Source organism: Micromonospora matsumotoense, assembly GCF_900091525.1.
GTDB lineage: Bacteria > Actinomycetota > Actinomycetes > Mycobacteriales > Micromonosporaceae > Micromonospora > Micromonospora matsumotoensis.
This window is the reverse complement of sequence record NZ_FMCU01000005.1, coordinates 174,986-201,128: the sequence shown is the minus strand read 5'-3', so window position 1 is coordinate 201,128 and position 26,143 is coordinate 174,986. Positions and strand designations below refer to the sequence as shown.

The following is a 26,143-nucleotide window of genomic DNA, read 5'->3' as shown; positions in this document are numbered from 1 at the left end:
GTCCGGTCGGCGGTCGCTGCGGGTGTCGTCCGATCCGAGGGCGAGGATCGCGCTTGAGTCGGGGGACAACTGGGCATTGATGCATGGGAGCGCTTCCATCGATAATGGGGAGTGCCGCCTCACCGCCGACCCTGCCGTTCTTCCCGCCCTGGAGGAGAAGCCGTGGCCGACACCATCGCCGAGACCGTCGACCTGCTCTACACCATCGACCAGGAGAATCTCACCCCTGACCAACTGATCGCGCTGGGTGCCGCCCTGGCCAGCCTGGCCCAGGCGGAACGCCTGGACCAGATCAACGAGCGGCTGCGGGGCATCCACCAGGTGCTCAATACCTGGGCACTCAAGGCGGCCGCCGACGGCGGGCGTTGACTGTCGGGCTGTGCGAGACTCCGGCGCACCCTTCGGAGGAGTTCTCATGCAGCTAGACAGTTTGCAGACGCAGCACCAGTTCCACGTCCGGCAGCGGATCCGGATGATGGTCAACCAGTACGAGGTCCGGGCGGTGGCTGCCGACGGCACCGAGGGCGAGTTGTTGGCGTTCGCGCAGCAGAAGCGACTCGCCTTCAAGGAGCAGGTCACCATCTACACAGACGACTCGAAGCAGCAACCACTGCTCGGCTTCAAGGCCCGTCAACGGCTCGACCTCGGTGCCACGTACGACGTGACCGACCACGCCGGCACCCCGATCGGGTTGTTCCGCAAGGACTTCGCCCAGTCCCTGCTCCGCTCGACCTGGCACGTCGAGCAGGCCGGCCTGCCGCAGATCACCGGCCAGGAGCGCAGCATGCCGGTGGCGCTGCTGCGCCGGTTCGTCGACTCGCTGTCGTGGCTGCCGTACCACTTCGACTTCACCGCCGGCGGTCAGCCGGTGTTTTCCGTGATCAAGAAGTGGGGGCTGCGGGACCGCTACGTCGTCGAGGTTCCGCACCCGCAGATCGACCGGCGGCTGGTGATCGCCATGGCGATCGGCCTGGACGCGCTCCAGGGTCGCTGAGCCACCGGCCGTCCCAGGGGCGTGTCTTCTGCCGCAGCCCCGGGACGGCCGTCGTTCGGCTCCACCGGGATTCGTGGCGGGCCGTTCTTCTGGCGTCAGCCACGGACCGGTCCGGCGCGGGCGGTGGCGGTGGCGAACCGCCGGAGTCCCGGCAGCGGGCTGACCGCCACCTCGACCGTCACCACCACATCGAGCCCGTCCACCTGGCAGGTGATCATTCGGGCGGCGTTGGCGCGGACGAACTCGTCGGCGGTCGCGCAGGCCGGCGCGGCACCCTGCCACACCTGACCGGCCCCCGCCAGCGCCCCGAAGTCGGCGCCGACCCGGGCCTGGTGCCGGGCCAGGCGGGCCGCGCCGATCGCCGCCCCGAACCCCCCGACCAGCACGAAGACCATGCCGATGGCGAGCAACAGCACCGTGGCCCCACCCCGATCCGAGGTGTGCTCCCCGGCGCGGTCCGAGACACCGTTCCCGGCGCGCTCCGAGGCACGGTCCCCGGCCCAGTCTGAGACACCGTCCCCGGCGCGATCCGAGACACGGTCCCCGGCGCGGTCCGAGGCACGGTCGGGCCGGCAGGCGTGGCTCACGAGCCGGTTCCCGGTGCTCCCGATGCCGGTGAGCCGGTCCCCGGTACGTCCGGTGCAGGTGAACCGGGTTCGAGCGCGGCGACCGTGCTGGCCTCTACGGTCAGCCGGGGCAGCCGGGCCCCGAGCGCCCGGACGGGAGCACGGACCGTCGCGGTGACCCGGTCCCCCTGCACCGAGATCGAGACGACCGCCGCCTCGGGTGCTATCCGGGTGCCCGCGCTGGTGCCGTCCCCGCCCCGGGCGGCGGCGAGCGCCGCCTCCCGGGCCGCGTCCAGGCAGGTCGCCTTCGTAGTGACCGCGTCAACGGCGGTGAGCCCGGCGAACAGGAGCACGAGCAGCGCCGGCAGGCCGGCCGCCAGTTCGGCGGTGAACGAACCCCGGTCCCGACCGGCCGGCCGGCGCAGTCTCACTTCAACGCCCGATCAATGACGGCCGTCAGGGCCGACTGCACGTTGCCCGAGGTGAGCACCTTGAGCAGGATGCCGGCGAAGGCCACGGCCGCGAGGGTGCCCACGGCGTACTCGGCGGTGTTCATCCCCGCGTCGCCGCGCAGCCGGGTGTGGAGCCGGCGGAGGAGTTTGCGCATCTGTCGTTTCCCTTTCTCGATGAGGGGTCACAGCACGTCGCCGAGGACGGCGACGATCACCGGCACGAGGCCGGCGAGAATGAAGGCCGGCAGGAAGCACAGGCCCAGCGGCAGCACGATCAGCACGCCGGCCCGTCGGGCGGATGCCTCCGCCGCCGTGGAGCGATCGGCCCGAAGGTCGTCGGCGACGCGGGTGAGGGCACCGGCCAGCGCCGCACCGCTGCGGGAGGAGCGCAGCGCGGCACCCACCACCCGGTCCGCCCCGGGCACCGGAGCGAGGTGTACCCACGCTTCGGGCGGCTCCCCGCCGAGCAGCAGCGTCCGCCCGATCCGGCCGAACCGGACCGCCAGTGGGCCGTCCAGCGCGTCGGCCACCGCGAGCACCGACCGGTCCACCGGTGCACCCGCCCGCATGGCCGCTGCCAGCAGGTCGGCAGCCAGCGGCAGGTCAGCGGCCTCCCGCAACCGGCTCTCCCGGACGGCGCGCGGTTCGATCCGACGGAGCAACCGATCCGCCACCAAGGTGGTCAGTGCCCCGCCCAGTGCTCCGGACCAGCCGCCGGCCAGCAGCAGGACCGCCAGACCCGCCAGCGCGGCGCCGAGCCGTACCCGGTCCGGCCACCAGCCCGGCCGGCGGCTGCCCGTCCGCCGGCCGGTCAGGACCTCCCACCTCCGGCCGGCCCGGTTGCCGCGCACCACGATCAGCAGGGCGGCCACGACCAGGCAACCGGCTGACACATTCGCCGGTGACATCAGCCGCCCTCACCCGGTGTGGCGCCCAGCCGCTCGGCCCAGAGCAGGCCGCCAGCCTGGAGACCCATCGCGACGAGGGCACACGCGGCGCCTACCGGGGTGTGCAGCAACACCGCCAGCGGGTCGACACCGATGCCGTAGCCGAGGGCGACACCACCGAGCGGAAGCGCAGCCAGCAGCAGCGCGGTGGCGTTGGCACCCGCCGACTGGGCGGCGGCAGCGGCCATTCCCCGGTCGAACGCCCGCGCGTCGGCCTCGACCCGTTCGAGAAGCTCGGCCAGTGGTGCTCCGGTCCGGTCCGCGAGCCGGACCGCCGCGCGAGCCAACCGTTCGAGCCGGTCCGTCCCGGCCGGATCGCCGTTCGGTCCGCCGGAGCCGCGCCCCGGGCTCGGGCTCGGGCTCGGTAGACCGTCGCCTGACCGGGATGCCGTGGGAAGACGCACCTGAGTGCCGATACCGACGCCATGGTCGGTGGCGAGCGCGCGGTCGGCATCCAAAGAGCGGCCGGCAGTCACCGGGGCCAGCGCGGTCGCGGTCCGGCCGGTGCCGGTCAGGCCATCCGCGCCCGCCGGGGCATCGACCCGGTCGAGCGTCGGGACGGGCAGACCGGCACGCAGATCGGCGGCGAGCGCCCCGAGCCGGTCCAATTGGCGGCGGCGCTCCTGGCCGACCTGCCCCGCTGCCCGCCTGCGGTGCACGGCGCGGGCCCCGAGCATCCCGTAGCCGGCCAGGAGCGCGGCGGCGACCGGCCCGGCGGCGACGCCACCCGCACCCGCTCCCACCAGCCCGACCAGCAGCACGGCCCGTCGCGGACGACCGGACGCCCGCCACCGCAACGAACCTCCACCGGTTGCCGACCGGTCGACGGCTGCGGGTGCCTGCCGGACTGGATCACCGCCGGCCGCACCGACCGGCTGCCCGGCCTCCGCCGGACTCACGGGGCCGCGCCACCCGAGGAGGCCCGGGCCGTGCCACCCGAGGAGGCCCCTCCACCGACTGAGGCCGGTGGAGGCCGGCGAGCCCGCACTTCCCATTGAGCCAGGGGAACTCATCGGGCCCGGGATGCCCGGCGGTGCGGCGAGCAGGCTGCGGCGGCGACGTCGGCTGGAGCGTGCCGGCCAGGCGACCACCAGAGCCGCACCGGTCAGCAGGACCGTGACCAGCCATAATGGGGGTGTCACGCCGTCCCCGTCGAGCGGGACCGGGGTTCCCGGAGCAGTGGCGGCACCGGCACTCCCCGATCCCGCAGCAGGGTGGCCAGCGAGTGCCCGGCCGGCCCGACGCCATGCCCCCGCATCCAGGCCGGCACCACTGTCACCAGGCGATCGGGCCCCTCCGCCAGCAGCAGACAGATCGACTCCAACAGCCGGCCGTGGGGGCCTCGACGGACCTGCACCAGCACCTGGAGCGCGGCGGTGACCTGGGCGTGCAGCGCCGCCCGGGGCAGGCCACCGAGCAATCCGAGAGCCTCCAGCCGGGCCGGTACGTCGGCCGGGGTGTTGGCGTGCAGGGTGCCCGCCCCGCCGTCGTGGCCGGTGTTGAGTGCAGCCAACAGGTCCACCACCTCCGCGCCCCGGCACTCGCCGACGACCAGCCGGTCGGGACGCATCCGCAACGCCTGCCGGACCAGCTCGCTCAGCCCGACCACGCCCGCCCCCTCCACGTTGGCCGTCCGGGCCTGGAGACCGACCACGTGCGGGTGTACCGGATGCAGTTCGGCGGCGTCCTCGACCAGCACGATGCGTTCCGTCGTCGGCACCAGGCCCAGCATCGTGTTGAGCAGGGTGGTCTTGCCCGAGCCGGTGCCGCCGGTGACCAGGTACGCCAGCCGGGCGGCGACCACCGCGGCGAGCACCGGCGCCACCGGGTGCGGCACGGTGCCCTGCTGGACCAGCTCGTCGAGGGTGAACGGGCGGTGCCGGAAGGTCCGCAGGGACAGGTACGGCCCGTCGGTCGCCACCGGAGGCAGTACGGCGTGCAGCCGGGTGCCGTCGGGCAGCCGCGCGTCCGCGTACGGCGAACCGTCGTCGAGCCGACGTCCGGCGGCAGCGGTGAGCCGTTGCGCCAGCCGGCGTACGTCGTCGACCGTGCCGAGCGGCACCGCCACCTGGTGCAGCCCGGCACCCCGGTCGACCCAGACCCAGACACCGTTGACGAGTACGTCGGTGACCTGCGGATCGTCGAGCAGTGGAGCGAGCGGTCCGGCACCCACCAGGTCGTCGTGGACGCGGTTGGCGATCCGCAGCACGGCGGTGTCACCGAGGACGGCGGCGGACGGTTCGGCGCGGACGGCGGAGACGATCGCCGCCGGGGTGACCGGGGTCGCCGCCTCGGCCATCCGTTGCCGGACCCGGGCGGCGAACCCGTCGGGCCGGTCGGTCATGCCGCACCCGGCACGGGCAGCCCGGTCAGCTCGGTGACCAGTCGACGGCAGAGCGCGGCGAGGGGGCCACGGCCGGCGGCGGCCGGTGCCTCACCGCGTTCCAACCCTCGGCACAGCGCCGGTTCGGGGCGCAGTGTCCCGGCGAGCGGCAGCCCCAGTGCCCGAGCCACCTCGGTCGCTCGCAACCGGCCGGGGGCGGGCCCCCGGACGATCACCCCCAGGGTGGCGCAGTGCGGGGCCGCCGCAGCGACCACCCGGGCCGCCGCCGCGGTGGCCCGCAGCTCCGCCGGCACCACCACGTACGCCTGGTCGGCTGCCTGTAACGCGATCACGGCGGCGTCGTCGAGCTGGCGCGGCAGGTCGACCACCACGAAGTCCCGACCCCGCCGGGCCGCGTCCACGGTGGCGGCCATCGCCTGCGCGGGCAGGGCCAGCGGCTCGCCCCGGTCCCAGGAGAGGACGACCAGGTCGCCCCGGTGCGGCAGGGCGCGGACCAGGGCGGGCGCGTCGACCCGGCCGTCGGCGTCGGTGAGTGACGGCCAGCGCAACCCGTCCAGTTCCTCCCAGCCGAGCACCAGGTCGAGCCCGCCGCCGAGCGGGTCCGCGTCGACCAGCAGGGTCCGCAGGTGAGCGCGGGCGGCGGTGACCGCCAGACCACCGGCGAGGACGCTCGCCCCGGCTCCGCCCCGACCGCCGAGCACCGCGACCGTGCGGGCCGGGCCGGCCTGGTCGCCACCCGGAGCACACTCGGTGAACCGGTCGACCAGCCACGGCTCGGCGGCGGGCAGGACGGCGACGTGCTCGGCGCCGATCAGCTCGGCGATCTCCCAGCCCGGGTCGAGTTCACCCGACCGCCCCACCAGCACCGTCCGGGGCCGGTGGGGCAGCCGGGCCCGCAGGCAGGCCTGCGCCTGATCGCTGCCGATGAGCACCAGGGGCGCGGGGAGCCAACGGGATCGGGCGGCAGCCGGGTCGGCGGCCACCTGCACCTCGGTGCCGCCCGCTGCGGCGAGCCGCAGCAGCTCGTCGAGGAGGTCACCGTCGGAGGTGACCAGCAACGGCAGTCGTCGGTACGGCGGAAGGGAGGTACGGGGTGGCATCACGGCCTCCAGCGCTCGGGGGTGCTGGTCAGACCCTGCGCCGACTCCCCCGGTGCGTGCCGCCCGTGACGCCTCGCCTGTGGACAACGGGACGGCCTGTGGACAGCCACCACCGCCGCCGGTGATCTGCTAAGACGACCGGGCGGTGGGACCACGGGTCACGCTGACCGTGGGATGGTCCCCGACCGCCCGTTCGACACCCGTCCGGGCCCGGTCGGAGGGCGGTGACCAGCGCGGGAGCCACCTCCGGCACGCCGTCCGGAGGGCCGGAGCGGCCGAACGACGCCAGCATCCGGGTGACGTCCCGGCGAGGAACGCGAAAAAATGTCCTGTTCACCCCGCCCGAGTGATTGACGGCATACGGCGTCGTACGTCGATAATCGTGACCGCACGCCACCGCGAAGGTGGCATCCGCCGCTCTCGGAACCGGGGCTATGGCCGACTCACCCGACGAAACACCCCCCACCCTGCGCATCGGTGGCTGGCTGCCGGCACCCCGGCACCACCAGACACTGCCGCCATACCTCGTCCCCCCGGCCGGCCGGCATCTGATCGACGCCTCCCCCGCCGGGTCACCAACCGGCCCGCTGCTGTCACCCGTCCACGCCGTCGAATCCGCCGGCATCGGACGGACCCTGCTGTTGGCCGGAGTGGCATTCGGCCTGGTCACCAGCCTCGTCCTCGCGCTGTCGCCGTTGTGGTCGGGACCGAGGCGGAACGACGCGGCGCTCCCGATGACGCCGTCGTGGATCGCGGACCGCCCGGACCTCGCGGCCGTGGAGAGCCCCACGCCGGTCGCCGCACACTCGCCCGCGCCGGCCTCGCTCGCCACCCGCGCCGCAGCCCCGGTCGCGGCGCCCCCGGCACCGCCCCGCCACCCCGCCACGGGTACGACGTCCCGCCCCGCCCCGACGACCACCCCACCGCGGCCCGCCCCGACGACCACCCCACCGCGCCCGACGACGAACCAGCCCGGACCAGGCGAGTTGACGCCGCTGCCGGCATCCCAGGAACGCTCGCTGAGGTCCAGTTCGAACGGACCCTCGACGTACGTCGAGTTCGTCAACGCCCGCAGTTCGCAGGTCGTCGTCTACTGGCTCGACCACCAGGGGCAGCGCCGGCAGTACAAGGTGCTCGACGCCGGCAGGTCCTACCGCCAGCAGACGTACCTGGGGCACCCGTGGGTGGTCACCGACCGGCACGGCCGGGCCCTGGCCTGCTTCCTGCCCGCCCGTACGACGATGAAGGCCGTGGCGCGGTAACCCGTCGGCGGGTCAGCGGCGCGCGGGTCACCGGTCACTGCCGGCTCAGGGGCGGAGCGCTCCCACCCGGAAAGGGACGACCCCCGTCGGGGGGAGACGGGGGTCGTCGAATGGTTCGGCTCCGGGGGGGTTGAGCCGAACCGGCCCGGCGGTCGCGGGGGGTGCGACCGCCGAGGGTCTGTCAGTTTCCGGGACATGAATCGTTGTCGTGCGGACAAGTCTGCCCGAGCGGAGTGTTCACGTCGAGTGTTGTCGACCCCACTCCCTGCGAAATTATGACCGCAGCGTGTGACTGCGATCACGTTGAGCATTCGTGGTGGAGGTGCTCCCGCAGGTCGGGTGGGGTATTGGCCCCGGGGCACCCGCCGACCCTAGACCATCGGACTAGACTTGCGCGCCGTGGGCCGAAGTGCCGCTTTCTTCGATCTGGACAAGACCGTCATCGCCAAGTCGAGCGCCTTGGCATTCGGTCGGCCGTTCTACCGGGACGGGCTGATCACGCGACGGGATGTCGTGAAGTCGGCGTACGCGCAGCTGATGTTCCGGCTGGGCGGCACCGACGAGCAGACCATGGCCAGGACCAGGGACTATCTCGCCGCGCTCTGCAAGGGCTGGCGGGTGGAACAGGTCCGCCAGATCGTCGCGGAGACGCTCCACGAGCTGATCAACCCCTACGTGTACGCCGAAGCCGCCGTGCTGATCGAGGAGCACCAGGCGGCCGGCCGGGACGTCGTGCTGGTCTCCGCCTCCGGCGAGGAGATGGTCCGCCCGATCGGCGCACTGCTCGGGGTGACCGACGTGATCGCCACCCGGATGAGCGTGCAGGACGGGCGTTACAGCGGCGAGGTGGAGTTCTACGCGGCCGGCCCGAGCAAGGTCGAGGCGGTCAACGAGTTGGCGGCCGCCCGGGGGTACGACCTGGCCGATTCGTACGCCTACTCCGACTCGTACAGTGACCGGCCGTTGTTGGAGTGCGTGGGTCACCCGAGCGTGGTCAATCCGGACCGGGCGCTGCGCCGGCTCGCGGTGGAGAACGCCTGGCCGGTGCTGGAGTTCCGGCATCCGATCCCCCTGGGCCGGCGGCTGCGGGAGCGCCCGGCGGTCCCGGTGGCCGCAGCGGCGCTCGGCGTCGGCGTCGGGGTGGCGATCGGCATCGCCTGGTACGGCCGACACCGTCGGACCCGCGCCGTCCAGGCCGCCTGACCGACCCCGCTGCTTAGCCGGCCCCGCCGCCTGACGGGCCCTGCCGCCTGACGGACCCTGCCGCCTGACGGACCCTGCCGCGCGGGACACGCGGCCCGCGCAGGCAGCGTGACCGATCCAGCCGGCCTGGCCGCCCGACCAACCGCTGCCGCCCAGGCCGCCTGACCCACTGCTGCCGCCCCTGACAGCCGGGCCTGACCGGCCCATCGGACGTGACCGGCCCATCGGGCCTGACCGGCCCGTCGCACCCGGGTCCCGCACCGCCCCCGCCGGAATGACGCCGGGGCGGCAGCCGGCGGCCGAGCGGATGACCTCATGATCCAGGTCACGGCTCCTGCGAAGCCATGTTTGAGCGTTCGCTCAAATGCGCCTATGCTCAGTTTTGAGCACACGCCCAAAACTGGGAGGTATGGATGATCGAGCAGGATGGACCGCCCCGGCGGACCGCCGCGAACTGGGTGCTCGCCGGCCTGATCTCGGCCTTCGGACTGGTGGTCTTCGTCGCCACGGTGCGCGGTGGACGCGCCGACAGCGCCCTGCTCTTCGTGGTGCTCCCGACGACCCTCGCCGCCGCACTCGCCCTGCTGCCCGGTCGCACCGCGCACGGCCGGGTCTTCGTGATCACCACGATCGCCCTGCTGCTGGCGGCGGTCGCGCTGCACGAGGGGGCGATCTGCGTCATCCTCGCCGCCCCCCTGGTCTACGCGGTGTCCCACGGCACCACCGCCCTGATCCGCGCGCTGCGCGACGCCTCCCGCTCGTACGCCGTCCTCGCGGTGCCGTTGCTGCTCCTGCCGGGGCTGGAGGGCAGCGGCCTGGCCCCACGGCTGGTGCCTGACCAGTCCGTCGAGGTGGTGCGGGTGGTGACCCTCCCGGCCGACGAGGTGGCCGCCCGGCTCGCTGCCGGTCCCCGTCCCGTGCCGGTCCGGTCGGTGCCGCTGCGGCTGCTCGGCGTGCCCACGCCCGGCCAGGTCAGCGGGGACGGGCTCGACCCGGGTGACCGGTGGATGTTCGGCTACCACGGCAGCGCCCACGGCCCCGGCGGGCACCTGCTCGCCGAGGTGGAGACGGTGGCCGCGCAGCGGGTGGGATTCCGGTTCGTCGAGGACAGCGCGATCACCGCGCGCTGGTTGCGTTGGCGGCACGCCGAGCTGACCTGGCGGGCCGTCGACGAGCGGCACACCGAGGTACGCATCCGGGTGGACTACACCCGGGGGCTCGACCCCTCCTGGTATTTCGGGCCGATCCAGCAAGTCCTGCTCAGCGCGGGGGTGGGGCACCTGCTGGACATGATGACGCTGCGATGATCGCCGCCCGCTACCTCAGCCTGGCGGTGCCGTTGCTGGCCGTGCTCGCCGCCATCCGGGTCGACCGGAGCCGCGCCGGTCGGGCGGCGGCGCTGCTGGCCTTCCTCGCCGCCGGCATCGGCATCGCCGCCCTCGACGAGGTGGCCCGGTGCACCGGTTGGTACGCGTTCGCCCCGGTGCGGGGAAGCTACCGGGGCATGCCGGTCGACCTGTGGATCGGTTGGGCCGCGCTCTGGGGCCCCCTGCCCGTGCTGCTGCGCCGGACGCTGCCACTGCCGGTGACGCTGGGCCTGCTGCTCTGGGTCGACGCGGTGGCCATGCCGGCGCTGCACCCGCTGGTCAGGCTCGGCCCGAACTGGCTGGTCGGGGAGCTGGTCGGGCTGCTCGTGGTGGCCCTGCCGGCGCAACTGCTCGGTCGCTGGTGCGCCGACCGGCGGCACCTGGCGGCGCGCACGCTGCTCCAGGTCGGGGTCTTCACCGCCCTGCTGCTGTGGCTCGTCCCCAGCCTGGCCTTCGAGGTCGGCGACGGGTCGTGGACGGCGGTCACCGGGCTGCCCCGGCCCGCCCTGCTCCTCCTCGCCCAGGTGGCGCTGGTGCTGGCCGCCCCGGCACTCGCCGCGGTCCGCGAGTTCGTCACCCACGGCGGCGGTACGCCGTACCCGTGGGATCCGCCCGAGCGGCTGGTCACCACCGGGCCGTACGCCTATCTGGCCAACCCGATGCAGGCTTGCGCCGTGGCCCTGGTGCTGCTCACCGCCGCGCTCACCCGGAGTTCCGCGCTGGTGCTGGCCGCCGTGGTGGCGGTCGCCTTCAGCGTGGCGGTCGCCCGACCGCACGAGGAGCACGACCTGGCCGGCAGGTACGGCGAGGCGTGGCACGCGTACCGGCGGCAGGTGCGGGACTGGTGGCCGCGCCGGCGGCCGTACCACGCGGGGCCGGCGGCGGTGCTCCTGCTCGACGACGGCTGCGGCCCGTGCACTGCGACCTGGCGTTTCCTGGCCCGCCGCCACCCGGTGGGCCTGCGGATACGTCCCGCCACCGCCGCCGAGGAGGTGCTGTGGCGGGCGGAGTACGTGGACGGCGACGGTCGCTCGGCACGGGGGGTGGCCGCCGTCGCCCGCGCACTCGTACACCTGCATCTCGGCTGGGCCGTGGTCGGCTGGACCCTGCGACTGCCCGGGGTCACCTGGCTGGCGCAGCTGGTGACCGATGCGATGATCACACCGCCGCACCCGGCGGGCCCACGAGGAGGACGATGTCCGGCACCAAGCAGCGCCTCCTGGACGGCGCCATCACCGCCATCCGTACGCACGGCATCGCCGGTGTGTCCGCCCGCACCATCGCCGCCGCCGCCGGGGTGAACCAGGCGCTGGTCTTCTACCACTTCGGCACGGTCGACGACCTGCTCACCGCCGCCTGCCGGGCCAGCACCGCCGACCGGCTCGCGCACTGGTCGACCCGGCTGACCGAGGTGGGCTCGCTGCGGGAACTGCTCGCCGTCGGGCAGGAGCTGCACGAGCAGGAACGCGAGCTGGGCAACGTCTCCTTCCTGGCCCAACTGCTGGCCGGGGCGCAGACCGACGAACGGCTCGCCGCGCCCACCGCCGCCGCGCTCCAGCTCTGGGTGGACGAGATCGAGTCGGTGCTGCGCCGGCTGCTCGCCGGTTCACCGTTCGCCGAGATCGCCGACGTGCCCGGCCTGGCCCGCGCCGTCTGCGCCGCGTTCGTCGGGCTGGAACTCTATGACGGGGTGGACCGGGCGGCCACCCGGCAGGCGATGTCGGCCCTCGACCAGCTCGCCGTGCTCATCGAGATCGTCGACGACCTCGGACCGATCGCCCGCCGGGCGCTGCGGTCCCGGGTGAACCGGGCCACCCGCCGGGACTGACCAACAACCGGGACCGGACGGGACCGGTACGCGGATGGCACCGGTCAGGCGGTCGCGATGATCTCGTCGCCGATGAGGGTGAGCTGGTCCGCGCCGACCTCGACGGCGCTCAGGTAGTGCCGCAGCCAGGAGCGCAGGCCGTCCGGGGTGCCGGTGGCGAAGGCCCCGGCCGCGCCGACGTACTCCGGTTCCCGCTCCCGGTGGCCGACGTCGACGGCGACCAGGCCGCGCGGGTCGAACCCCCGGGACATCAGCACCAGCCGGGCGGCGGCGCGGGCGACCACCCCGGAGGGGCCGGCGAAGGGCCGCAGGTTGAGCAGCTCACCGTGCACCACGGCGGCGAGGATCAGCGGGGGGACCGTCGTCCCGCCGGCGACCAGGCCGGCCAGCCCGTCGAGCCGGGCGGCCACCACCGGGTCGGCGACCGGACGCCCCAGCTCGGCCTCGGCGACCACGTCCCGGGCGGCGAGCACGTGCAGCCGGGCCAGCGCCTGCCGGGGGGCCTTCGCCCACCGGTCGGTCAACCCGGGCAGCGCCCCGGCCACCCGCAGCGCCCCCTGGAGCACCGGCTCGGTGACGGTGCCGGCACGGACCGCCTCGCGTTCGTGGTCGTACCCCTCCAGGGCGGCGCTGGCCACCGCGCAGCGCAGGCCGACCTCGGCCGCGACCTGGCCACCGTGGCGGCGCAGCGCGCGGTGCCGCATCGCCTGGTCGACCCGCTCGCGGGCCTGCTCGACGGCGGGGGCGATGTCGGCGAGCGCGAGCAGCGGCGCGAGCGGGTCGGTGGTCACCTCGCCACGCTAGCGACCCGGCGGCCCGCGCCGGACGGCACCCGCCGGGAGGGCGACCGGGGCCTCCCACCTGCCCGGCGGGCCAGCCGGCGCACCGAACCGGCCGGGATCGACCGGTGACTGCCAAGATCAGCGCGTCGGGCCGTCGAGTCCGATCCTGATCAGGTCGGCGCAGGTCGGGGCGGGTGGGCCGTCGAGCGCGCCGGGACGGCCGCTGAGCGCGCCGGCCGGCACCGGGGGTGTCGCGGTCCACAACCGCCCGGACTAACCTCGGCCAGGTAGGAGACGCAGGTCACCCGACGAAGGAGTCACCGCATGAGCGAGGCCTTGGCCAACCTGCTGAACGAGACGCGCCAGTTCCCACCGCCGGCCGCACTCGCCGCGGAGGCCAACGTCACCGCCGGCGCGTACGACGAGGCCGGCGCGGACCGGCTCGCCTTCTGGGAGCGGCAGGCCGGCCGGTTGGCCTGGGCCAAGCCGTGGGACGAGGTGCTCGACTGGTCGAACCCACCGTTCGCGAAGTGGTTCGTCGGCGGCCAGCTCAACGTGGCGTACAACTGCCTGGACCGGCACGTGGAGGCCGGCAACGGTGACCGGGTGGCGATCCACTGGGAGGGTGAGCCGGGCGACACCCGCACCCTGACCTACGCCGACCTGCACCGGCTGACCTGCCAGGCGGCGAACGCGCTGACCGACCTGGGGGTGGTCGCCGGTGACCGGGTGGCGATCTACCTGCCGATGATCCCCGAGGCGGCGGTGGCGATGCTGGCCTGCGCCCGGATCGGCGCCACCCACAGCGTGGTCTTCGGCGGCTTCTCCGCCGACGCGTTGAGCAACCGGATCTCCGACGCCAGTGCCAAGGTGGTGATCACCGCCGACGGCGGCTACCGCCGGGGAAAGCCGTCGGCGTTGAAGCCGACGGTGGACGAGGCGGTGGCGAACTGCCCGTCGATCGACCACGTGCTGGTGGTCCGGCGCACCGGTGAGGAGGTCGCCTGGTCGGCGAAGGACCACTGGTGGCACGAGGCGGTGGAGGCGGCGTCGGCGGAGCACGTCGCGCAGCCGTTCGACGCCGAGCACCCGCTGTTCATCCTTTACACCAGCGGCACCACGGCCCGCCCGAAGGGCATCCTGCACACCACCGGCGGCTACCTGACCCAGGCCGCGTGGACGGCGCACGCGGTGTTCGACCTGAAGCCGGAGACCGACGTCTACTGGTGCACCGCCGACATCGGCTGGGTCACCGGGCACTCCTACATCGTGTACGGGCCACTGGCCAACGGCGCCACCCAGGTGATGTACGAGGGCACCCCGGACACCCCGCACAAGGGCCGGTTCTGGGAGATCGTCGACAAGTACCGGGTGAGCATCCTCTACACCGCGCCGACGCTGATCCGCACCATGATGAAGTGGGGCGAGGACATCCCGGCGGGCTTCGACCTGTCGTCGCTGCGCCTGCTGGGCAGCGTCGGTGAGCCGATCAACCCGGAGGCGTGGATGTGGTACCGCCAGCACGTCGGCCGGGACGAGCTGCCGATCGTGGACACCTGGTGGCAGACCGAGACCGGCGCGATCATGATCTCCCCGCTGCCCGGGGTGACCGCGACCAAGCCCGGCTCGGCGATGACCGCGCTGCCCGGTGTCGTCGCCGACGTGGTGGACGACCAGGGTCAGTCGGTGCCGAACGGCGGTGGTGGCTACCTGGTGCTGCGCGAGCCGTGGCCGTCGATGCTGCGCACCATCTGGGGCGACGACAACCGGTTCATCGAGACGTACTGGTCCCGGTTCGAGGGGATGTACTTCGCCGGTGACGGGGCCAAGAAGGACGACGACGGGCACATCTGGCTGCTCGGCCGGGTCGACGACGTGATGCTGGTGTCCGGGCACAACATCTCCACCACCGAGGTCGAGTCGGCGCTGGTGTCGCACCCGGCGGTGGCCGAGGCGGCGGTGGTCGGCGCGACCGACCCGACCACCGGGCAGGCGATCGTCGCGTTCGCCATCCCGCGCGGCACCGCCGACGTCTCGGGCGAGGCGGGCGAGCGGCTGATCACCGAACTGCGCAACCACGTGGCCAAGACGCTCGGCCCGATCGCCAAGCCCCGGCAGATCATGCTGGTGCCGGAGCTGCCCAAGACCCGGTCCGGCAAGATCATGCGCCGGTTGCTGCGGGACGTGGCCGAGAACCGGTCGCTCGGTGACGTGACCACGCTCCAGGACTCCTCGGTGATGGAGCTGATCTCCTCCGGACTCAGCGGCGGGAAGTCCGACGAGGACTGACCAGCGCCGTACCCGACGGTGGGTGCCGGTCCACGTGGACCGGCACCCACCGTCTTTTCAGGGGCACGAATGGGTCGGTAGGCGGAGCCGACGCGGGCTGAACGGGCAGAGGCGTCGGTGCCCCCTTCCGGTGGTGAACCTTCCTCATCTAGGTTCAGCAATATCGACTCGGTTCGACGTAGGTCACCGGCGATCCCTCTCCCATGCCCGAGAAACGGAGTGGCATGAACATTTTCCCGCCCACCGGCGCACGCCGACGCCTACTCGTCGCGTTGCCCACCCTCGCCCTCGTCGCCACGTCGCTGACCGTGACCGGCAGCGCGGCGGCCCAGCCCGCCGGGCCGGCCACCCCGACCCGGATCGGGGCCGACGAGCACTACCTCAACTACGCCGAACCGGAGGTGCAGCCGGACACCGCCGGTAAGGAGGTGCGCGGCGCCGACGGTATCCGCACCCCGGCGGCGGACGAGGCCCGCGCGTACGACCGCAAGTTCGCCGGCGGCAACCCGCTGGCCGCCCGGGAACTGGCCCGCAACGAGGCGCGGGCGATCCGCACCGGGCAGAGCCCGCGCACGTTCAAGAAGGCCAAGAGCACCCAGACGGCCAAGCTGCTCACCCTGCTGGTCGAGTTCAACGACCAGGCCAACGACGACTTCACCGGGGTGATGGTCCCCAAGACGGTCTTCGAGGACCGCACCTGCGTCCCCGGCACCGTGCAGAACGGGCCGAAGCACAACACCATCCCCAACCCGGCGACCCTGCCGCACGAGGACAACAACTCGATGTGGGTGCCGGACTTCTCCCCCGCCCACTTCGACAAGATGCTCTACACCAAGAAGGGCATCACCGAGCGGGTCCGCAAGGACCTCAAGGGCCCGGACGGCAAGAAGGGCATCGACCTGTCCGGCCGCACCATGCACAACATGTACCTGGAGATGTCCAAGGGCGCCTACACGGTGGACGGGCAGGCCAGCCCGTGGATCACCGTGCCGCACTCGGAGGGCTGGTACGCGGCCTCGCGCTGCTTCCAGGACGAGACCGGCGCCTGGGTCGCCGGCCGGGAGCAGGCGATGAACGGCCACCCGGACAACCCGCAGGGCGCGGGGCGGCTCGCCACCGACGCGATCGACTCGCTGGCCGCGACCGACCCGAACTTCCCCTGGGCCGACTACGACATCGAGGACCAGGGCGACCGCGACGGCGACGGCAACGTCAACGAGCCGGACGGGGTGATCGACCACCTGGTGCTGGTGCACGCCGGTCAGGGCAAGTCCCGCGGCGGCGGCGACCAGGGCGTGTACGCCGTCTGGGCGCACTCCTCCACGGTCGCCGGCGGCTACACCATCCCCGGCACCAGCCTGAAGGTGTCCAACTACATCGTGCAGCCGGAGGACGCCGGGGTCGGCGTCTTCGCCCACGAGTTCGGTCACGACCTGGGCCTGCCGGACCTCTACGACACCTCCGGCAACGCCGACTCGGACGTCGACTTCTGGGACCTGATGGCGTCCGGCTCGCACAGCGGGGAGATCTTCCAGGCGCTGCCCACGCACATGGGCATCTGGGACAAGTGGGTGCTGGGCTGGGCCGATCCGTTGACGATCACCCCCGGCACGCGGAACCGGACGGCGACGCTCGGGCAGACCTCGCGGACCCCGGTGGGCACCCAGGACGGCATCAAGATCGACCTGCCGGACAAGGTGGTCACCCTCGCCCAGCCGCACAGCGGCACCGGGATGTGGTACAGCGGTTCCGACCAGGAGTGGGCGGACGTGAAGCTCGGTCGGCAGGTCGCCGTCCCGAACGCCGCCGACGCGAAGTTCTGGATGTGGAACAACTACGTCATCGAGGAGGACTGGGACTACGGCTTCGTCGAGGTCTCCACCGACGGCGGCGCCACCTGGGCCGAGCAGAAGGTGTACGACGCGGCCGGGGCGCTGGTCTCCACGAACGACGGTTACGCCGACCCGAACGGCCGCATGGTCGACTTCGGCAACAAGAAGTACGGCCTGACCGGCAGCACCGACGGCTGGCGGCACGACTGGATCGACCTGTCGGCGTACGCCGGGACGACCGTGCAGGTGCGGCTGCGGTACGCCACCGACGAGGCGTTCCAGGAGCGGGGCTGGTTCGCCGACGACCTCTCGGTCACCGGCGGTGGGGCCACCACGTTCAGCGACGACGTGGAGAGCGGCACGAACGGCTGGACGCTGACCGGTGGCACGTTCACCGACACCACCGGCGCGGGGTGGCACATCGACCCGGGCACCCAGGTCAAGGCGCAGTACTACCTGGCCGAGTGGCGCAACTTCGACGGCTTCGACATGGGCCTGAAGTACACCTACGACACCATCTACTCGCACGAGGCGTGGAAGGTGGACCGGGTCTCGTACAACGCGCCGGGGATGCTGGTCTGGTACCGGGACACGATGCTGGGCGACGTCAACCACGTCACCGGCCAGATGACCGCGCTGCCCAGCTACGGGGCCAAGGGCGGACTGCTGATCGTGGACTCGCACTACGATCCGCTCCGGCGGACCGGTGAGGCGGCGACGAAGGACCCGTCGGTGCTGGACAACCTGCCGAGCCGGCCGCAGTCGGCGAACGCGGCGTTCTCGCTGAACCCGACGTACCCGTTCACCGAGTGCCTGGAGGCGGCGGACGAGCCGTACAGCGCGTACTGCACGAAGTTCGGGCGGCAGCACCCGGTGTCGGGCTTCCACGACGCCAAGGGCTGGTACCCGGGCATCGAGATGCGCGACGGTGCGCCGTACGCCCGCGACAACGACGCCTCGGTGGTGGTCCCGTCGCGGGGCAACAAGCCGTACACCACCCGGGTGGTGAACCCGGACGGCACGCCGGCCACCGAGTTCTACGGGGTGACGCTGGGCGGTGGGGCGATCGTGCTCGGCACGGGCAACCCCTCCGACGCCAAGGTCCGGTACGGCGTTTCCATCAAGATCGAGTCGGCCGCGCCGGACAACTCGTACGCGGTTGTCCGGATCACTCCGGCGAAGTTCTGAACCCCGTGTCGGGTACGCCCGGCGATGCGGTGGTAAAGGTCAGCAACTGACCGTTTGGTGAACAGTGGGCCGGTGGCGGAGATGCCACCGGCCCACTGTTTCACGCATCGCGGCAATCCAATCGAAATACATCACTGCGATTCCCTGCCGGGGCGTCCGCGCTGCTCATGACCGTTGATGAACATGCGGTGTGTGACGGTGAAAAGCGATCTCATCAAAATCTTGCAACAAATCGACGCGGACATCTTCCCACCCGTCCCGGCAGTGTCTATGTTCACCATGGGTCCCACTAGTGGGACGTCTTACGCCGGCCCGTACCCCCGTTGGGCCGGTTCCCTCACACCGGAGGTACCACGTGCGCAAAGTCGCAGTGGGTCTGCTCGGGCTCTCGCTGACGGCGACAGGTCTGGTGACGGGTACGTCCGCCAGCGCCGCGCCGACGCCGAAGCTCCCGACGGCCGCCCCGTCGATCGCGGAGCCCGCTAACGCGGACCACGATCTGCCCAACCCGCTCGAAACCAAGCGGCGGGCACTGCGCCAGGAGGGCCTCAGCGAGGTCATCTCGGGCAAGACCAAGGCGCAGAAGATCAACGGCAGCACGGTCGTCAAGGTTGGCAAGACCCAGGCTGCGGGGCGGAACAACGCCCGGACGACGACCTCGGGCGTCGCCCAGACGCAGGACCAGTACGTCGAACTCGGCCGCGAGAAGACCGACAAGATCTTCGTCATCCTCGCGGAGTTCGGCAACGAGCGGCACCCGAGCTACCCGGACCAGGACACGGCCCCGGCCGTTCCCGGCCCGACCCGGTTCGACGGACCGCTGCACAACGAGATCCCGGCGCCCAACCGGGCGGTGGACAACTCCACCGTCTGGCAGGCCGACTACAACGCCGACTACTTCCGCAAGATGTACTTCGGCACCGGGCAGGGTGACGAGTCGCTGAAGCAGTACTACGAGGCCCAGTCCTCGGGTCGCTACAGCGTCGACGGTGAGGTCACCGACTGGGTCAAGGTGAAGTACAACGAGGCCCGGTACGGCCGCTCCAACGGCTACCCCTGCGCCACGAACACCTGCAACAACACCTGGAACCTGGTCCGGGACGCCGCCAACCAGTGGGTTGCCGACCAGAAGACCGCCGGCCGCACCGACGCCCAGATCGCCGCCGACGTCAAGTCGATGGACGAGTGGGACCGGTACGACTTCGACGGTGACGGCAACTTCAACGAGTCGGACGGCTACATCGACCACTTCCAGATCGTCCACTCCGGCGGCGACCAGGCCGACGGTGACCCGATCCAGGGTGAGGACGCCATCTGGAGCCACCGGTGGTACGCCTTCGCCTCGGACCAGGGCAGCACGGGCCCGTCGACCTTCCCGGGCGGCGGCACCCAGATCGGCAACACCGGCGTCTGGATCGGTGACTACACGATCCAGCCGGAGAACGGTGGCCGGAGCGTCTTCTACCACGAGTACGGTCACGACCTCGGTCTGCCGGACGACTACAACGTCACCAGTGGTGGGGACAACAACAACGAGCACTGGACCCTGATGGCCCAGAGCCGGCTCGGTGCCAAGAACGACCAGGGCATCGGTGACCGGGGCGGCGACCTCGGCGCGTGGAACAAGCTCCAGCTCGGCTGGCTCGACTACGAGACCGTGGTGGCCGGCCAGCAGAAGACCCTCAACCTGGGCCCGCAGGAGTACAACTCCGACAAGGCGCAGGGTGCCGTGGTGGTGCTCCCGCAGCGGGAGTACTCCTTCCAGAACGGCAAGCCGTTCGAGGGGACGAAGCAGTTCTTCTCCGGCAACGACGACGACCTGAACACCACGATGACGCGGACGATCGACCTCACCGGGAAGACCGCCGCCGCGCTCACCATGAAGGGTCGTTACTCGATCGAAGAGGACTACGACTACCTCTTCTTCGAGGCCAGCACCGACGGTGGCCAGACCTGGTCCACCCTGCCGGGTACCGCCAACGGCAAGGCCCTCAAGGAGATCTCCCCCGGGCGCTTCGCCCTGGACGGCTCCAGCGGTGGCCAGTGGGTCGACGTCAACATCCCGATGAACGCGGCGGCCGGCAAGGTGGTGCAGTTCCGGCTGCGCTACCAGACCGACGGCGGCGTCTCCGACGGCGGCTTCTACGGTGACGCGATCACCATCACCGCCGACGGGCAGACCGTGCTCAGCGATGGTGCCGAGGCCGGTGCCGCCGGTTGGACCCTGAACGGGTTCACCGTGGCGGCCGAGACCTACATCCGCAAGTTCGACAACTACTACATCGCCGGCAACCGGACGTACGTGTCGTACGACCAGTACCTCAAGACCGGCCCGTACTACTTCGGTTACGCGAACACCCGCCCGGACTACGTGGACCACTACGCGTACCAGGAGGGTCTGCTGATCTCCTACTGGAACCTCCGGTGGGCCGACAACGACACCTTCGTCCACCCGGGCGAGGGTCGGAACATGGTCATCGACGCGCACCCGGAGCCGCTGTACAACCTGACCGGTGCCCCCTGGAGGGCCCGCGTCCAGGTGTACGACGCGCCGTTCGGCCTGAAGAAGGCGGACTCGTTCACGCTGCACATCAACAGCGTGCCGCAGTACGTCCGTGGCCAGGCCGCGCAGCCGCTGTTCGACGACACCAAGCAGTACTGGTACCCGGAGCTGCCGAACCACGGCGTCAAGCTGCCGGCGACCGGCGCCAAGATCAAGGTTGTGGAGCAGAACGGCACCTCGGTGAAGGTCCGCTTCTCCTGATCCACTGATCAACGCACCACCCGCTACACCCGATGCCCGGGCAGGTCTCCTGCCCGGGCATCGGCCCTTTTTGAGCGCTCTGGTGTCCGCCGCCCCGGCCCCGCACGAGTGGTGGGCCGGCCCACCGACGACGTGGCACGCTGGCCCTGCGCGTACCCACGCCGGGTGCGCCGGGAACGGAGGCACCGTGACCGACGACCGGACCCCGACCGCCCCGCCCGCCGGCCCGCCGCCCGGCACGCGGCCACCGACCACCGGCCCGGCCGCATCCGCCGGCCGACCAGCACCCCTCTCCGCCACCCCGCCGCCGGCCCGGCGGCGACCGGCCGCGCCCCCACGGCACCCCACCGACCAGCGCCGACCGGACCTGCTCGCCGGCCGGATCACCCGGGGCGGCGACGGCCCGTGCTACGGCCTGGTCACCGACGATGGCCGGGAGTACGCGCTGCACGGCACCGGCATGGGCACCTTCGCCACCGGCACCACCGTCCTGGTCACCGTCGGGCCGGCCGACCCGGCCGCCACCTGCGGTCCCGGCACCCCGCTGGGCATCGTCAGGATCAGCGTGGTGCGCTGAGCCCGCTCAGGGTGCGCTGAGCCGGCTCAACCGTCGCGGCGCTGCCGACGGTCCGATTCCACCCGATCCGGCCGGCCCCGGTCGACCGCGCCCCGCCGGTCGGGCCGTGCCGTCCGGGTCGGCAGGGCGATCGACCGGTGCCGAGGTCCTAGGCTGTGCCCCATGACCGAGCAGCGTGGCGGACCCGTCGACGAGTCCTGCGTCCTCACCGAAGGACCGTGGACGCACCGGTTCGTCGGCGCGAACGGCAGCCGGTTCCACGTCGTCGAGGCGGGCACCGGCCCGATGGTGCTCTTCCTGCACGGCTTCCCCGAGCACTGGTGGGCCTGGCACACCATGCTGCCGGCCGTCGCCGACGCCGGCTTCCGGGCCGTCGCGGTGGACCTGCGCGGCTACGGCGCCAGCGACAAACCACCCCGGGGGTACGACGGCTACACCCTCGCCGCTGACGTCGCCGGTCTGATCCGCGCCCTCGGGGAACGTTCCGCCACCGTGGTCGGCGCCGGCTCGGGCGGGCTGATCGGCTGGACGGCCGCCTCGTTCCACCCCACCCTGGTACGCCGGCTGGTGGTGCTCGGTGCACCCCACCCGCTGCGGCTGCGCGCGGCCATCTTCGCCGACCCACGCGGCCAGTTCGCCGCCGCCACCCCGGCGCTGAAGTTCCAGCTTCCCCGGTACGAGCACGTGCTCACCCGGGACGACGCCGCCGAGGTGACGCAGATGCTGCGCCGCTGGGGTGGACCCCGGTGGGTGGCCGGCCCGGAGTTCGCCGACTACGCGCAACGCTGCCGGGAGGCGATGCTGATTCCGCAGGCCGCCTTCTGCGCCCTGGAGGGCTACCGGTGGGCCTTCCGCTCGGTGCTCCGACTGCACGGCTACCGCTTCGTCCGGCTGATGCAGAAGCCCCTGGTCACCCCCACCCTGCAACTGCACGGGGCGGTCGACGTCGCCTCCCTGCCGCGCACCGCGCAGGGCTCCGGCCGGTACGTCAGCGCCCCCTACGAGTGGCGGCTGCTCGACGGCGTGGGCCACTTCCCCCACGTGGAAGCCGGCGACATGGTGCTCGGCGAGATCCTGCGCTGGACGAAGTCCTGACGTCACCGGTCCCGGCGGTGGTCACGCCCCGGGGTCAGACCCGCTGTTCGCGGAGGTCAGCGACCCCGGCGGCCGGTGCCCAACCCTGGTAGACGCCGAAGTCGAAGACCTCCAGCCCCATCGCCTGCGCCACCGGCCAACGACCGCCGGTGTACTCGACCCGCAGCCAGCCGTCATGCTCGCCGAGCACGATGAACGGTTGCCCCTGCCAGGTGCAGGTGGTCCGCACGTACGCCAACTCCTCGACCTCGCCGGCCGGGACGACCCGCACGTACCGGCCGGGGCGTACCTCCTCGAAGCCGTCGGCGGGCTCCGGCTGGTAGATCCGCACGTGGTCGCCGTCCGGGCTGACCTGGTATTCCCGCCCCTGCCAGCGGGCCACGTAGCCGTCGCGCATCACGACTCGCCCACCCGTCGCCAGACCAGCGCGTCGGTGTCCAGGACGGCGATCACCCGTTCGGTGCCCTCCGCGCCGATCCGCCAGAGCTGCGCCCCGTGCGGCAGCCGGGCGCTGTCCACCTTGAACTCGGCCACCACGTCGCTGCTCTCCCCCGGCGCGAACCCGTTGCCCCGGAACGGCGCGCGTTCGATGACCCAGCCCTCCATGGCCCGCATCGCCGCCTCGTTCTGCCCGCCGTACGGGATGCGGTAGAGACTCGGCCGGTACGCCGGCCAGCGCAACACGTAGGCCGCCTCGGCGTCCCGCGCGAAGGGGGAGTCCGGGTAGCCCAGTCCCAGGGCGTCGTGCAGCTCGGCCGGGGTGGTCAGGTGGGCCAACTCGCCGGCCCGGTGCACGAAACCGGAGACCCGGTCGTAGCCGCGCTCCAGGTAGTAGGCGAGCTGGCTCGGGGCGATCGCCTTCTGCATCACCACCGGACGGGACGGATCGGTGACCGGCGGGGCGTACCGGGTGCGTTCGGCCGGTGCCTCGGCGGCGGCCACCGGTTCGAGGTCCGCCTCGTCACCGAGCCCGACGTCGGCCGCCCAACTGGCCAGGGCGACGATCTGCTCGCCGGGGAGCTTGGCCCCGACCGGGGTGCCCGGATTGACGGCGAACGCCCAGCTCGGGTCCGGCCAACGCCGGATCAGTTGGACGAAGCGGACCTCGATCGTCTCGACCGGTGGCACGTCGTGCTCGGCCAGCCGCTCCGGTGAGGTGTAGACCACCACGAACGTCTCACCGTCCGTCGTGCCGGTGCGCCACTCGAAACCGGGCTCGCCGGGCCGGCTGCCGGTCACCGAGTCGGGATTGACCGGCAGCAGCACCCGGGCCAGCAGCAGGGTGGAGAGGAAGCCGTCGGTGCTGCCGGTGCCGACGGCCTCCAGCAGGTTTTCCTCGACCTCGTTGGCCGGCAGGAACAGCGCGTCGACGGGGTCGGTGGCCGGGTCGTCCGCGCCGACCACGGGCGGGGCGGCCACCGGCATGGGCGTCGTGGGCGTCATGCCGACCTCGGCTGGCGGAACGGTGGCCGGACCCGCCGCCGGGGAGGTCGATGCGGCCCGTTCGGCAGCGGGCGTCCACAGGTCGCCCGGGTCGGCACCGCGTGCCACCGGCGCGGCCGGCGACGCCGGTGTCCCGGCGGCAGCCGTCGGGGTGGGCTGGCCGGTGGCCGCCGGGTCGGGTGTAACCCCTGCGGTCGGGGCCGGGCCGGCCAGCGGCGGACCGTCCGCAGCCGGGCTGTCGGCCGACGGCACGGCGCTGCCGGCCGGTGCGGGCCGGGTGCCCGGCCCGGGTGCCGGGGCGGGCGGACCTGCCGGGGCGGGTGCCGCAACCGGCATCGCACCCCACGCCTGCGGCGCATCCGGTCCGCCGGCCGGCGGGCCCGGGGCGGTGGGTGCCGTGCCGGGCACAGCAACCGAGGGAGCTACCGGCGCAGCGGGGGGCGTCGCCGGTGGGGCTGTCGACGCGGTCCGCTCGGCGGCCGGAGTCCACAGGTCATCGGGAGCAGGCCGGGGGCGGGCGGCCGTCTCCGTGTCGGGCGTCGGGAAGACCGGTCCCGCTGCGGCCGGCCGAACGGGCGGGGCGAACAGTCCGGCGTTCCCGTTCAGGTTGACCGTGTCCTCGGCAGCCGGACCGCCCGAAGGCGGCACCGGGCCGACCGGCGGCGCGGATACGACCGGCGGCGCGGGAACGGGCGGTGGGGCCGGGACGCCGGGTGGTGCCGGGGCCGGCGCGGGAACGACGGGTATGTCGCGGGACTCCAGGATCACCCCCTCTATCACGATGGGCGTGAACCCCCGGCGCGATGCCGGCGGCCCGGAGACCGGTTCGGCGGCGATGGGCGGCAACTCCTCCGCCTCGTTCGGCACCGGACCGGCCGCGCCGGCCGTACCGCCGGAAGTGCCGTTCGGACCGGCGAACGCGTCGGCCGGGCCGCTGAAGGAGCCGGCCGGCGGCTGCCGCGTGCCCGACGACACGTCCGGAGCCGGCTGCCGACGGGGCAGCGCCTGGGTGGCCTCCGCAGCCGGCGGGCCCACCCGGAACGCCCGGGTCGGCTCATCGGCCAGCGGGTCCGGGGTCCGGCCGGCGGTCGCCGCGCCGTTGCCCGGCACGGGCCGGGTCGGCTGGCCGGGCGGACCGACCCGGAACGCCCGGGTGGCCTCGTCCGCGACCGGCGGGGCGGGTGCCGGGCGTCGCCGGGGGAAGGGCTGACCGCCCAGGCCCGGTCGGGCCGGTGGAGTCGCCCGCTCGCCGGCTCGCAGTGGATTGTCCCGTGGCGACCGGGAGGCACCCCGGGCGGCGGAGGGTTCGAAGAACGAGGTGCGCCCGTTGGCCGGGCCGACGGGTTCCTCGCCCAGGACCCGACGGCGGGGGACCGCCGGCCAGCCGCCGTTGTGCTGGCCGGGCGCTGCGGCGACGTCGGGGGATGGCGGGCCGGCGGGCCGACCGTGATCGGGCGGCCCGGCGGCGACGTCCCGCGGGCCACCGGGTGCAGCGACCGGACGACCCCGTTCGTCGGTCAGCGGCGCGCCCCCCGCCGGTCGGGTGCCACCACCGGCGGGTGGGACCGGGGCGGCTGGCGGGGCCGGTCGGGGCGGGGCCCAGTCGGCGGGGCCGGCGGAGAGGTCGGCGGTCGCTTCGACGTCGGACGTCGCCTCGGCCGGGGTCCGGCCCGACGGCTGGTCGGCCTCCGGACGGGACCGCACACCCGGGGCTCGGCCGGGCAGCCGGACGTCGCCCCGGGAGAGCTGGGAGACGAACCAGGCGGGCAGGTAGCCCTCGATCGGCAACCCGGGATTCACCGCCAGCCACCACTCGTGGTTGGGCCACTCGGTGGCCAGGTCGGCGTAGCGGCTGCGTCGGCACGGACCGGCGGAGGCACCGAGGCAGGCGTGCATCGCGGCGGCCGAGGTGAAGGCCAGCACATGGGTCCGGCCACCGGTGGTCCAGGTGCCCCAGCCCAGCGGCGCCGCCCCGGCCAGCGCCTGCCCGGAAACCGGGAGGAACAGGTCCGTACCAGCAAGAATCCGGAAGTAGCGCTCCTGGTCGCTGGCCCGCAGCGCGTCGCGCATCGCCGTCTCGGCCTCGGTAGCCGGCTCCCAGTCGGTCACG

General features: G+C 73.0%; 21 protein-coding genes and 1 pseudogene. 12 read left to right on the top strand and 10 right to left on the bottom strand.

Translation table 11 applies throughout. The features are described from left to right. The first annotated feature begins 162 nt into the window (after positions 1 to 162). Positions 163 to 369, top strand: a complete 207-nt coding sequence (locus tag GA0070216_RS12875; RefSeq protein WP_091244518.1) for a hypothetical protein — start codon at positions 163 to 165, stop codon at positions 367 to 369. Positions 370 to 415: 46 nt separating this feature from the next. Next, complete coding sequence (locus tag GA0070216_RS12870; RefSeq protein WP_091244515.1) at positions 416 to 994, top strand: LURP-one-related family protein; 579 nt, start codon at positions 416 to 418, stop codon at positions 992 to 994. Positions 995 to 1,089: 95 nt separating this feature from the next. Here GA0070216_RS12870 and GA0070216_RS12865 read toward each other — a convergent pair whose 3' ends face one another. The 7 genes and pseudogenes from GA0070216_RS12865 to ssd form a co-directional block, all read right to left on the bottom strand. Next, positions 1,090 to 1,581, bottom strand: a complete 492-nt coding sequence (locus tag GA0070216_RS12865; protein ID WP_281190417.1) for an Rv3654c family TadE-like protein — start codon at positions 1,579 to 1,581, stop codon at positions 1,090 to 1,092. Further along, the gene (locus GA0070216_RS12860; protein ID WP_091244512.1) at positions 1,578 to 1,991 is read right to left on the bottom strand and encodes a TadE family type IV pilus minor pilin; all 414 of its coding nucleotides are present in this window, start codon (positions 1,989 to 1,991) and stop codon (positions 1,578 to 1,580) included. Before GA0070216_RS12860 ends, GA0070216_RS12865 begins: the two co-directional genes overlap by 4 nt. Beyond that, complete coding sequence (locus tag GA0070216_RS12855) at positions 1,988 to 2,167, bottom strand: DUF4244 domain-containing protein (RefSeq protein ID WP_091244508.1); 180 nt, start codon at positions 2,165 to 2,167, stop codon at positions 1,988 to 1,990. Before GA0070216_RS12855 ends, GA0070216_RS12860 begins: the two co-directional genes overlap by 4 nt. A 27-nt stretch (positions 2,168 to 2,194) precedes the next feature. Further along, the gene (locus GA0070216_RS12850) at positions 2,195 to 2,920 is read right to left on the bottom strand and encodes a type II secretion system F family protein (protein ID WP_091244507.1); all 726 of its coding nucleotides are present in this window, start codon (positions 2,918 to 2,920) and stop codon (positions 2,195 to 2,197) included. Continuing rightward, positions 2,920 to 3,273: pseudogene (locus tag GA0070216_RS36590) on the bottom strand (hypothetical protein); the annotation flags it as partial. The gene GA0070216_RS12850 and the pseudogene GA0070216_RS36590, both read right to left, overlap by 1 nt. 824 nt (positions 3,274 to 4,097) lie before the next feature. Then, positions 4,098 to 5,303 (bottom strand): TadA family conjugal transfer-associated ATPase, encoded by a 1,206-nt coding sequence (locus GA0070216_RS12840; protein ID WP_091244504.1) that lies wholly within the window; start codon positions 5,301 to 5,303, stop codon positions 4,098 to 4,100. Then, entirely contained in the window at positions 5,300 to 6,403 is a 1,104-nt protein-coding gene (ssd, locus tag GA0070216_RS12835; protein WP_091244500.1) for a septum site-determining protein Ssd, read from the bottom strand. The genes GA0070216_RS12840 and ssd overlap by 4 nt, the downstream gene beginning before the upstream one ends. Positions 6,404 to 6,837: 434 nt before the next feature. On the opposite strand from ssd, the gene GA0070216_RS35440 reads away from it, so the two are divergent. The 5 genes from GA0070216_RS35440 to GA0070216_RS12810 all read left to right on the top strand — a co-directional run bounded on the left by GA0070216_RS35440 (position 6,838) and on the right by GA0070216_RS12810 (position 12,063). Continuing rightward, positions 6,838 to 7,665, top strand: coding sequence for a VHL beta domain-containing protein (locus GA0070216_RS35440; RefSeq protein WP_245722466.1), 828 nt, complete (start codon positions 6,838 to 6,840; stop codon positions 7,663 to 7,665). 399 nt (positions 7,666 to 8,064) lie between these two features. Continuing rightward, a complete protein-coding gene (locus GA0070216_RS12825; protein WP_091244497.1) occupies positions 8,065 to 8,868 on the top strand; it encodes an HAD family hydrolase in 804 nt (267 codons plus the stop codon). A 413-nt stretch (positions 8,869 to 9,281) separates the two neighbouring features. Continuing rightward, complete coding sequence (locus tag GA0070216_RS12820) at positions 9,282 to 10,175, top strand: hypothetical protein (RefSeq protein WP_091244496.1); 894 nt, start codon at positions 9,282 to 9,284, stop codon at positions 10,173 to 10,175. Further along, the gene (locus GA0070216_RS12815) at positions 10,172 to 11,536 is read left to right on the top strand and encodes a methyltransferase family protein (RefSeq protein WP_091244493.1); all 1,365 of its coding nucleotides are present in this window, start codon (positions 10,172 to 10,174) and stop codon (positions 11,534 to 11,536) included. Before GA0070216_RS12820 ends, GA0070216_RS12815 begins: the two co-directional genes overlap by 4 nt. Then, positions 11,431 to 12,063: a TetR/AcrR family transcriptional regulator gene (locus GA0070216_RS12810; RefSeq protein ID WP_091244489.1), complete on the top strand. Its 633-nt coding sequence runs from the start codon at positions 11,431 to 11,433 to the stop codon at positions 12,061 to 12,063. Before GA0070216_RS12815 ends, GA0070216_RS12810 begins: the two co-directional genes overlap by 106 nt. Positions 12,064 to 12,107: 44 nt before the next feature. On the opposite strand, the gene GA0070216_RS12805 is transcribed toward GA0070216_RS12810, so the two are convergent. Beyond that, positions 12,108 to 12,854: a Fic family protein gene (locus tag GA0070216_RS12805; RefSeq protein ID WP_091244487.1), complete on the bottom strand. Its 747-nt coding sequence runs from the start codon at positions 12,852 to 12,854 to the stop codon at positions 12,108 to 12,110. Between the two features lie 315 nt (positions 12,855 to 13,169). Between GA0070216_RS12805 and acs the strand changes: the two genes are divergently transcribed. The 5 genes from acs to GA0070216_RS12780 all read left to right on the top strand — a co-directional run bounded on the left by acs (position 13,170) and on the right by GA0070216_RS12780 (position 22,590). Beyond that, a complete protein-coding gene (acs, locus tag GA0070216_RS12800; RefSeq protein ID WP_091244484.1) occupies positions 13,170 to 15,134 on the top strand; it encodes an acetate--CoA ligase in 1,965 nt (654 codons plus the stop codon). 224 nt (positions 15,135 to 15,358) lie between these two features. Further along, complete coding sequence (locus tag GA0070216_RS12795; protein ID WP_091244479.1) at positions 15,359 to 18,154, top strand: immune inhibitor A domain-containing protein; 2,796 nt, start codon at positions 15,359 to 15,361, stop codon at positions 18,152 to 18,154. Between the two features lie 370 nt (positions 18,155 to 18,524). Further along, the gene (locus GA0070216_RS12790; protein ID WP_091244475.1) at positions 18,525 to 20,918 is read left to right on the top strand and encodes an immune inhibitor A domain-containing protein; all 2,394 of its coding nucleotides are present in this window, start codon (positions 18,525 to 18,527) and stop codon (positions 20,916 to 20,918) included. 187 nt (positions 20,919 to 21,105) lie between these two features. Continuing rightward, positions 21,106 to 21,495 (top strand): hypothetical protein, encoded by a 390-nt coding sequence (locus GA0070216_RS12785; protein ID WP_091244472.1) that lies wholly within the window; start codon positions 21,106 to 21,108, stop codon positions 21,493 to 21,495. Between the two features lie 162 nt (positions 21,496 to 21,657). Further along, positions 21,658 to 22,590 (top strand): alpha/beta fold hydrolase, encoded by a 933-nt coding sequence (locus GA0070216_RS12780; protein ID WP_091244468.1) that lies wholly within the window; start codon positions 21,658 to 21,660, stop codon positions 22,588 to 22,590. 34 nt (positions 22,591 to 22,624) lie between these two features. Here GA0070216_RS12780 and GA0070216_RS12775 read toward each other — a convergent pair whose 3' ends face one another. Then, complete coding sequence (locus tag GA0070216_RS12775; RefSeq protein ID WP_091244465.1) at positions 22,625 to 22,990, bottom strand: hypothetical protein; 366 nt, start codon at positions 22,988 to 22,990, stop codon at positions 22,625 to 22,627. Further along, a complete protein-coding gene (locus tag GA0070216_RS34505; RefSeq protein WP_245722465.1) occupies positions 22,987 to 26,142 on the bottom strand; it encodes an SseB family protein in 3,156 nt (1,051 codons plus the stop codon). Before GA0070216_RS34505 ends, GA0070216_RS12775 begins: the two co-directional genes overlap by 4 nt. Between the last annotated feature and the right edge of the window lies 1 nt (position 26,143).

What these genes read in the sequence shown, in the direction of transcription:
- GA0070216_RS12870 (WP_091244515.1), top strand. Translation starts at nt 416, where the DNA reads ATGCAGCTAGACAGTTTGCAGACGCAGCACCAGTTCCACGTCCGGCAG.
- GA0070216_RS12855 (WP_091244508.1), bottom strand. Translation starts at nt 2,167, where the DNA reads ATGCGCAAACTCCTCCGCCGGCTCCACACCCGGCTGCGCGGCGACGCG.
- GA0070216_RS12850 (WP_091244507.1), bottom strand. Translation starts at nt 2,920, where the DNA reads ATGTCACCGGCGAATGTGTCAGCCGGTTGCCTGGTCGTGGCCGCCCTG.
- GA0070216_RS12840 (WP_091244504.1), bottom strand. Translation starts at nt 5,303, where the DNA reads ATGACCGACCGGCCCGACGGGTTCGCCGCCCGGGTCCGGCAACGGATG.
- ssd (WP_091244500.1), bottom strand. Translation starts at nt 6,403, where the DNA reads ATGCCACCCCGTACCTCCCTTCCGCCGTACCGACGACTGCCGTTGCTG.
- GA0070216_RS35440 (WP_245722466.1), top strand. Translation starts at nt 6,838, where the DNA reads ATGGCCGACTCACCCGACGAAACACCCCCCACCCTGCGCATCGGTGGC.
- GA0070216_RS12820 (WP_091244496.1), top strand. Translation starts at nt 9,282, where the DNA reads ATGATCGAGCAGGATGGACCGCCCCGGCGGACCGCCGCGAACTGGGTG.
- GA0070216_RS12815 (WP_091244493.1), top strand. Translation starts at nt 10,172, where the DNA reads ATGATCGCCGCCCGCTACCTCAGCCTGGCGGTGCCGTTGCTGGCCGTG.
- GA0070216_RS12810 (WP_091244489.1), top strand. Translation starts at nt 11,431, where the DNA reads ATGTCCGGCACCAAGCAGCGCCTCCTGGACGGCGCCATCACCGCCATC.
- acs (WP_091244484.1), top strand. Translation starts at nt 13,170, where the DNA reads ATGAGCGAGGCCTTGGCCAACCTGCTGAACGAGACGCGCCAGTTCCCA.
- GA0070216_RS12795 (WP_091244479.1), top strand. Translation starts at nt 15,359, where the DNA reads ATGAACATTTTCCCGCCCACCGGCGCACGCCGACGCCTACTCGTCGCG.
- GA0070216_RS12780 (WP_091244468.1), top strand. Translation starts at nt 21,658, where the DNA reads ATGACCGAGCAGCGTGGCGGACCCGTCGACGAGTCCTGCGTCCTCACC.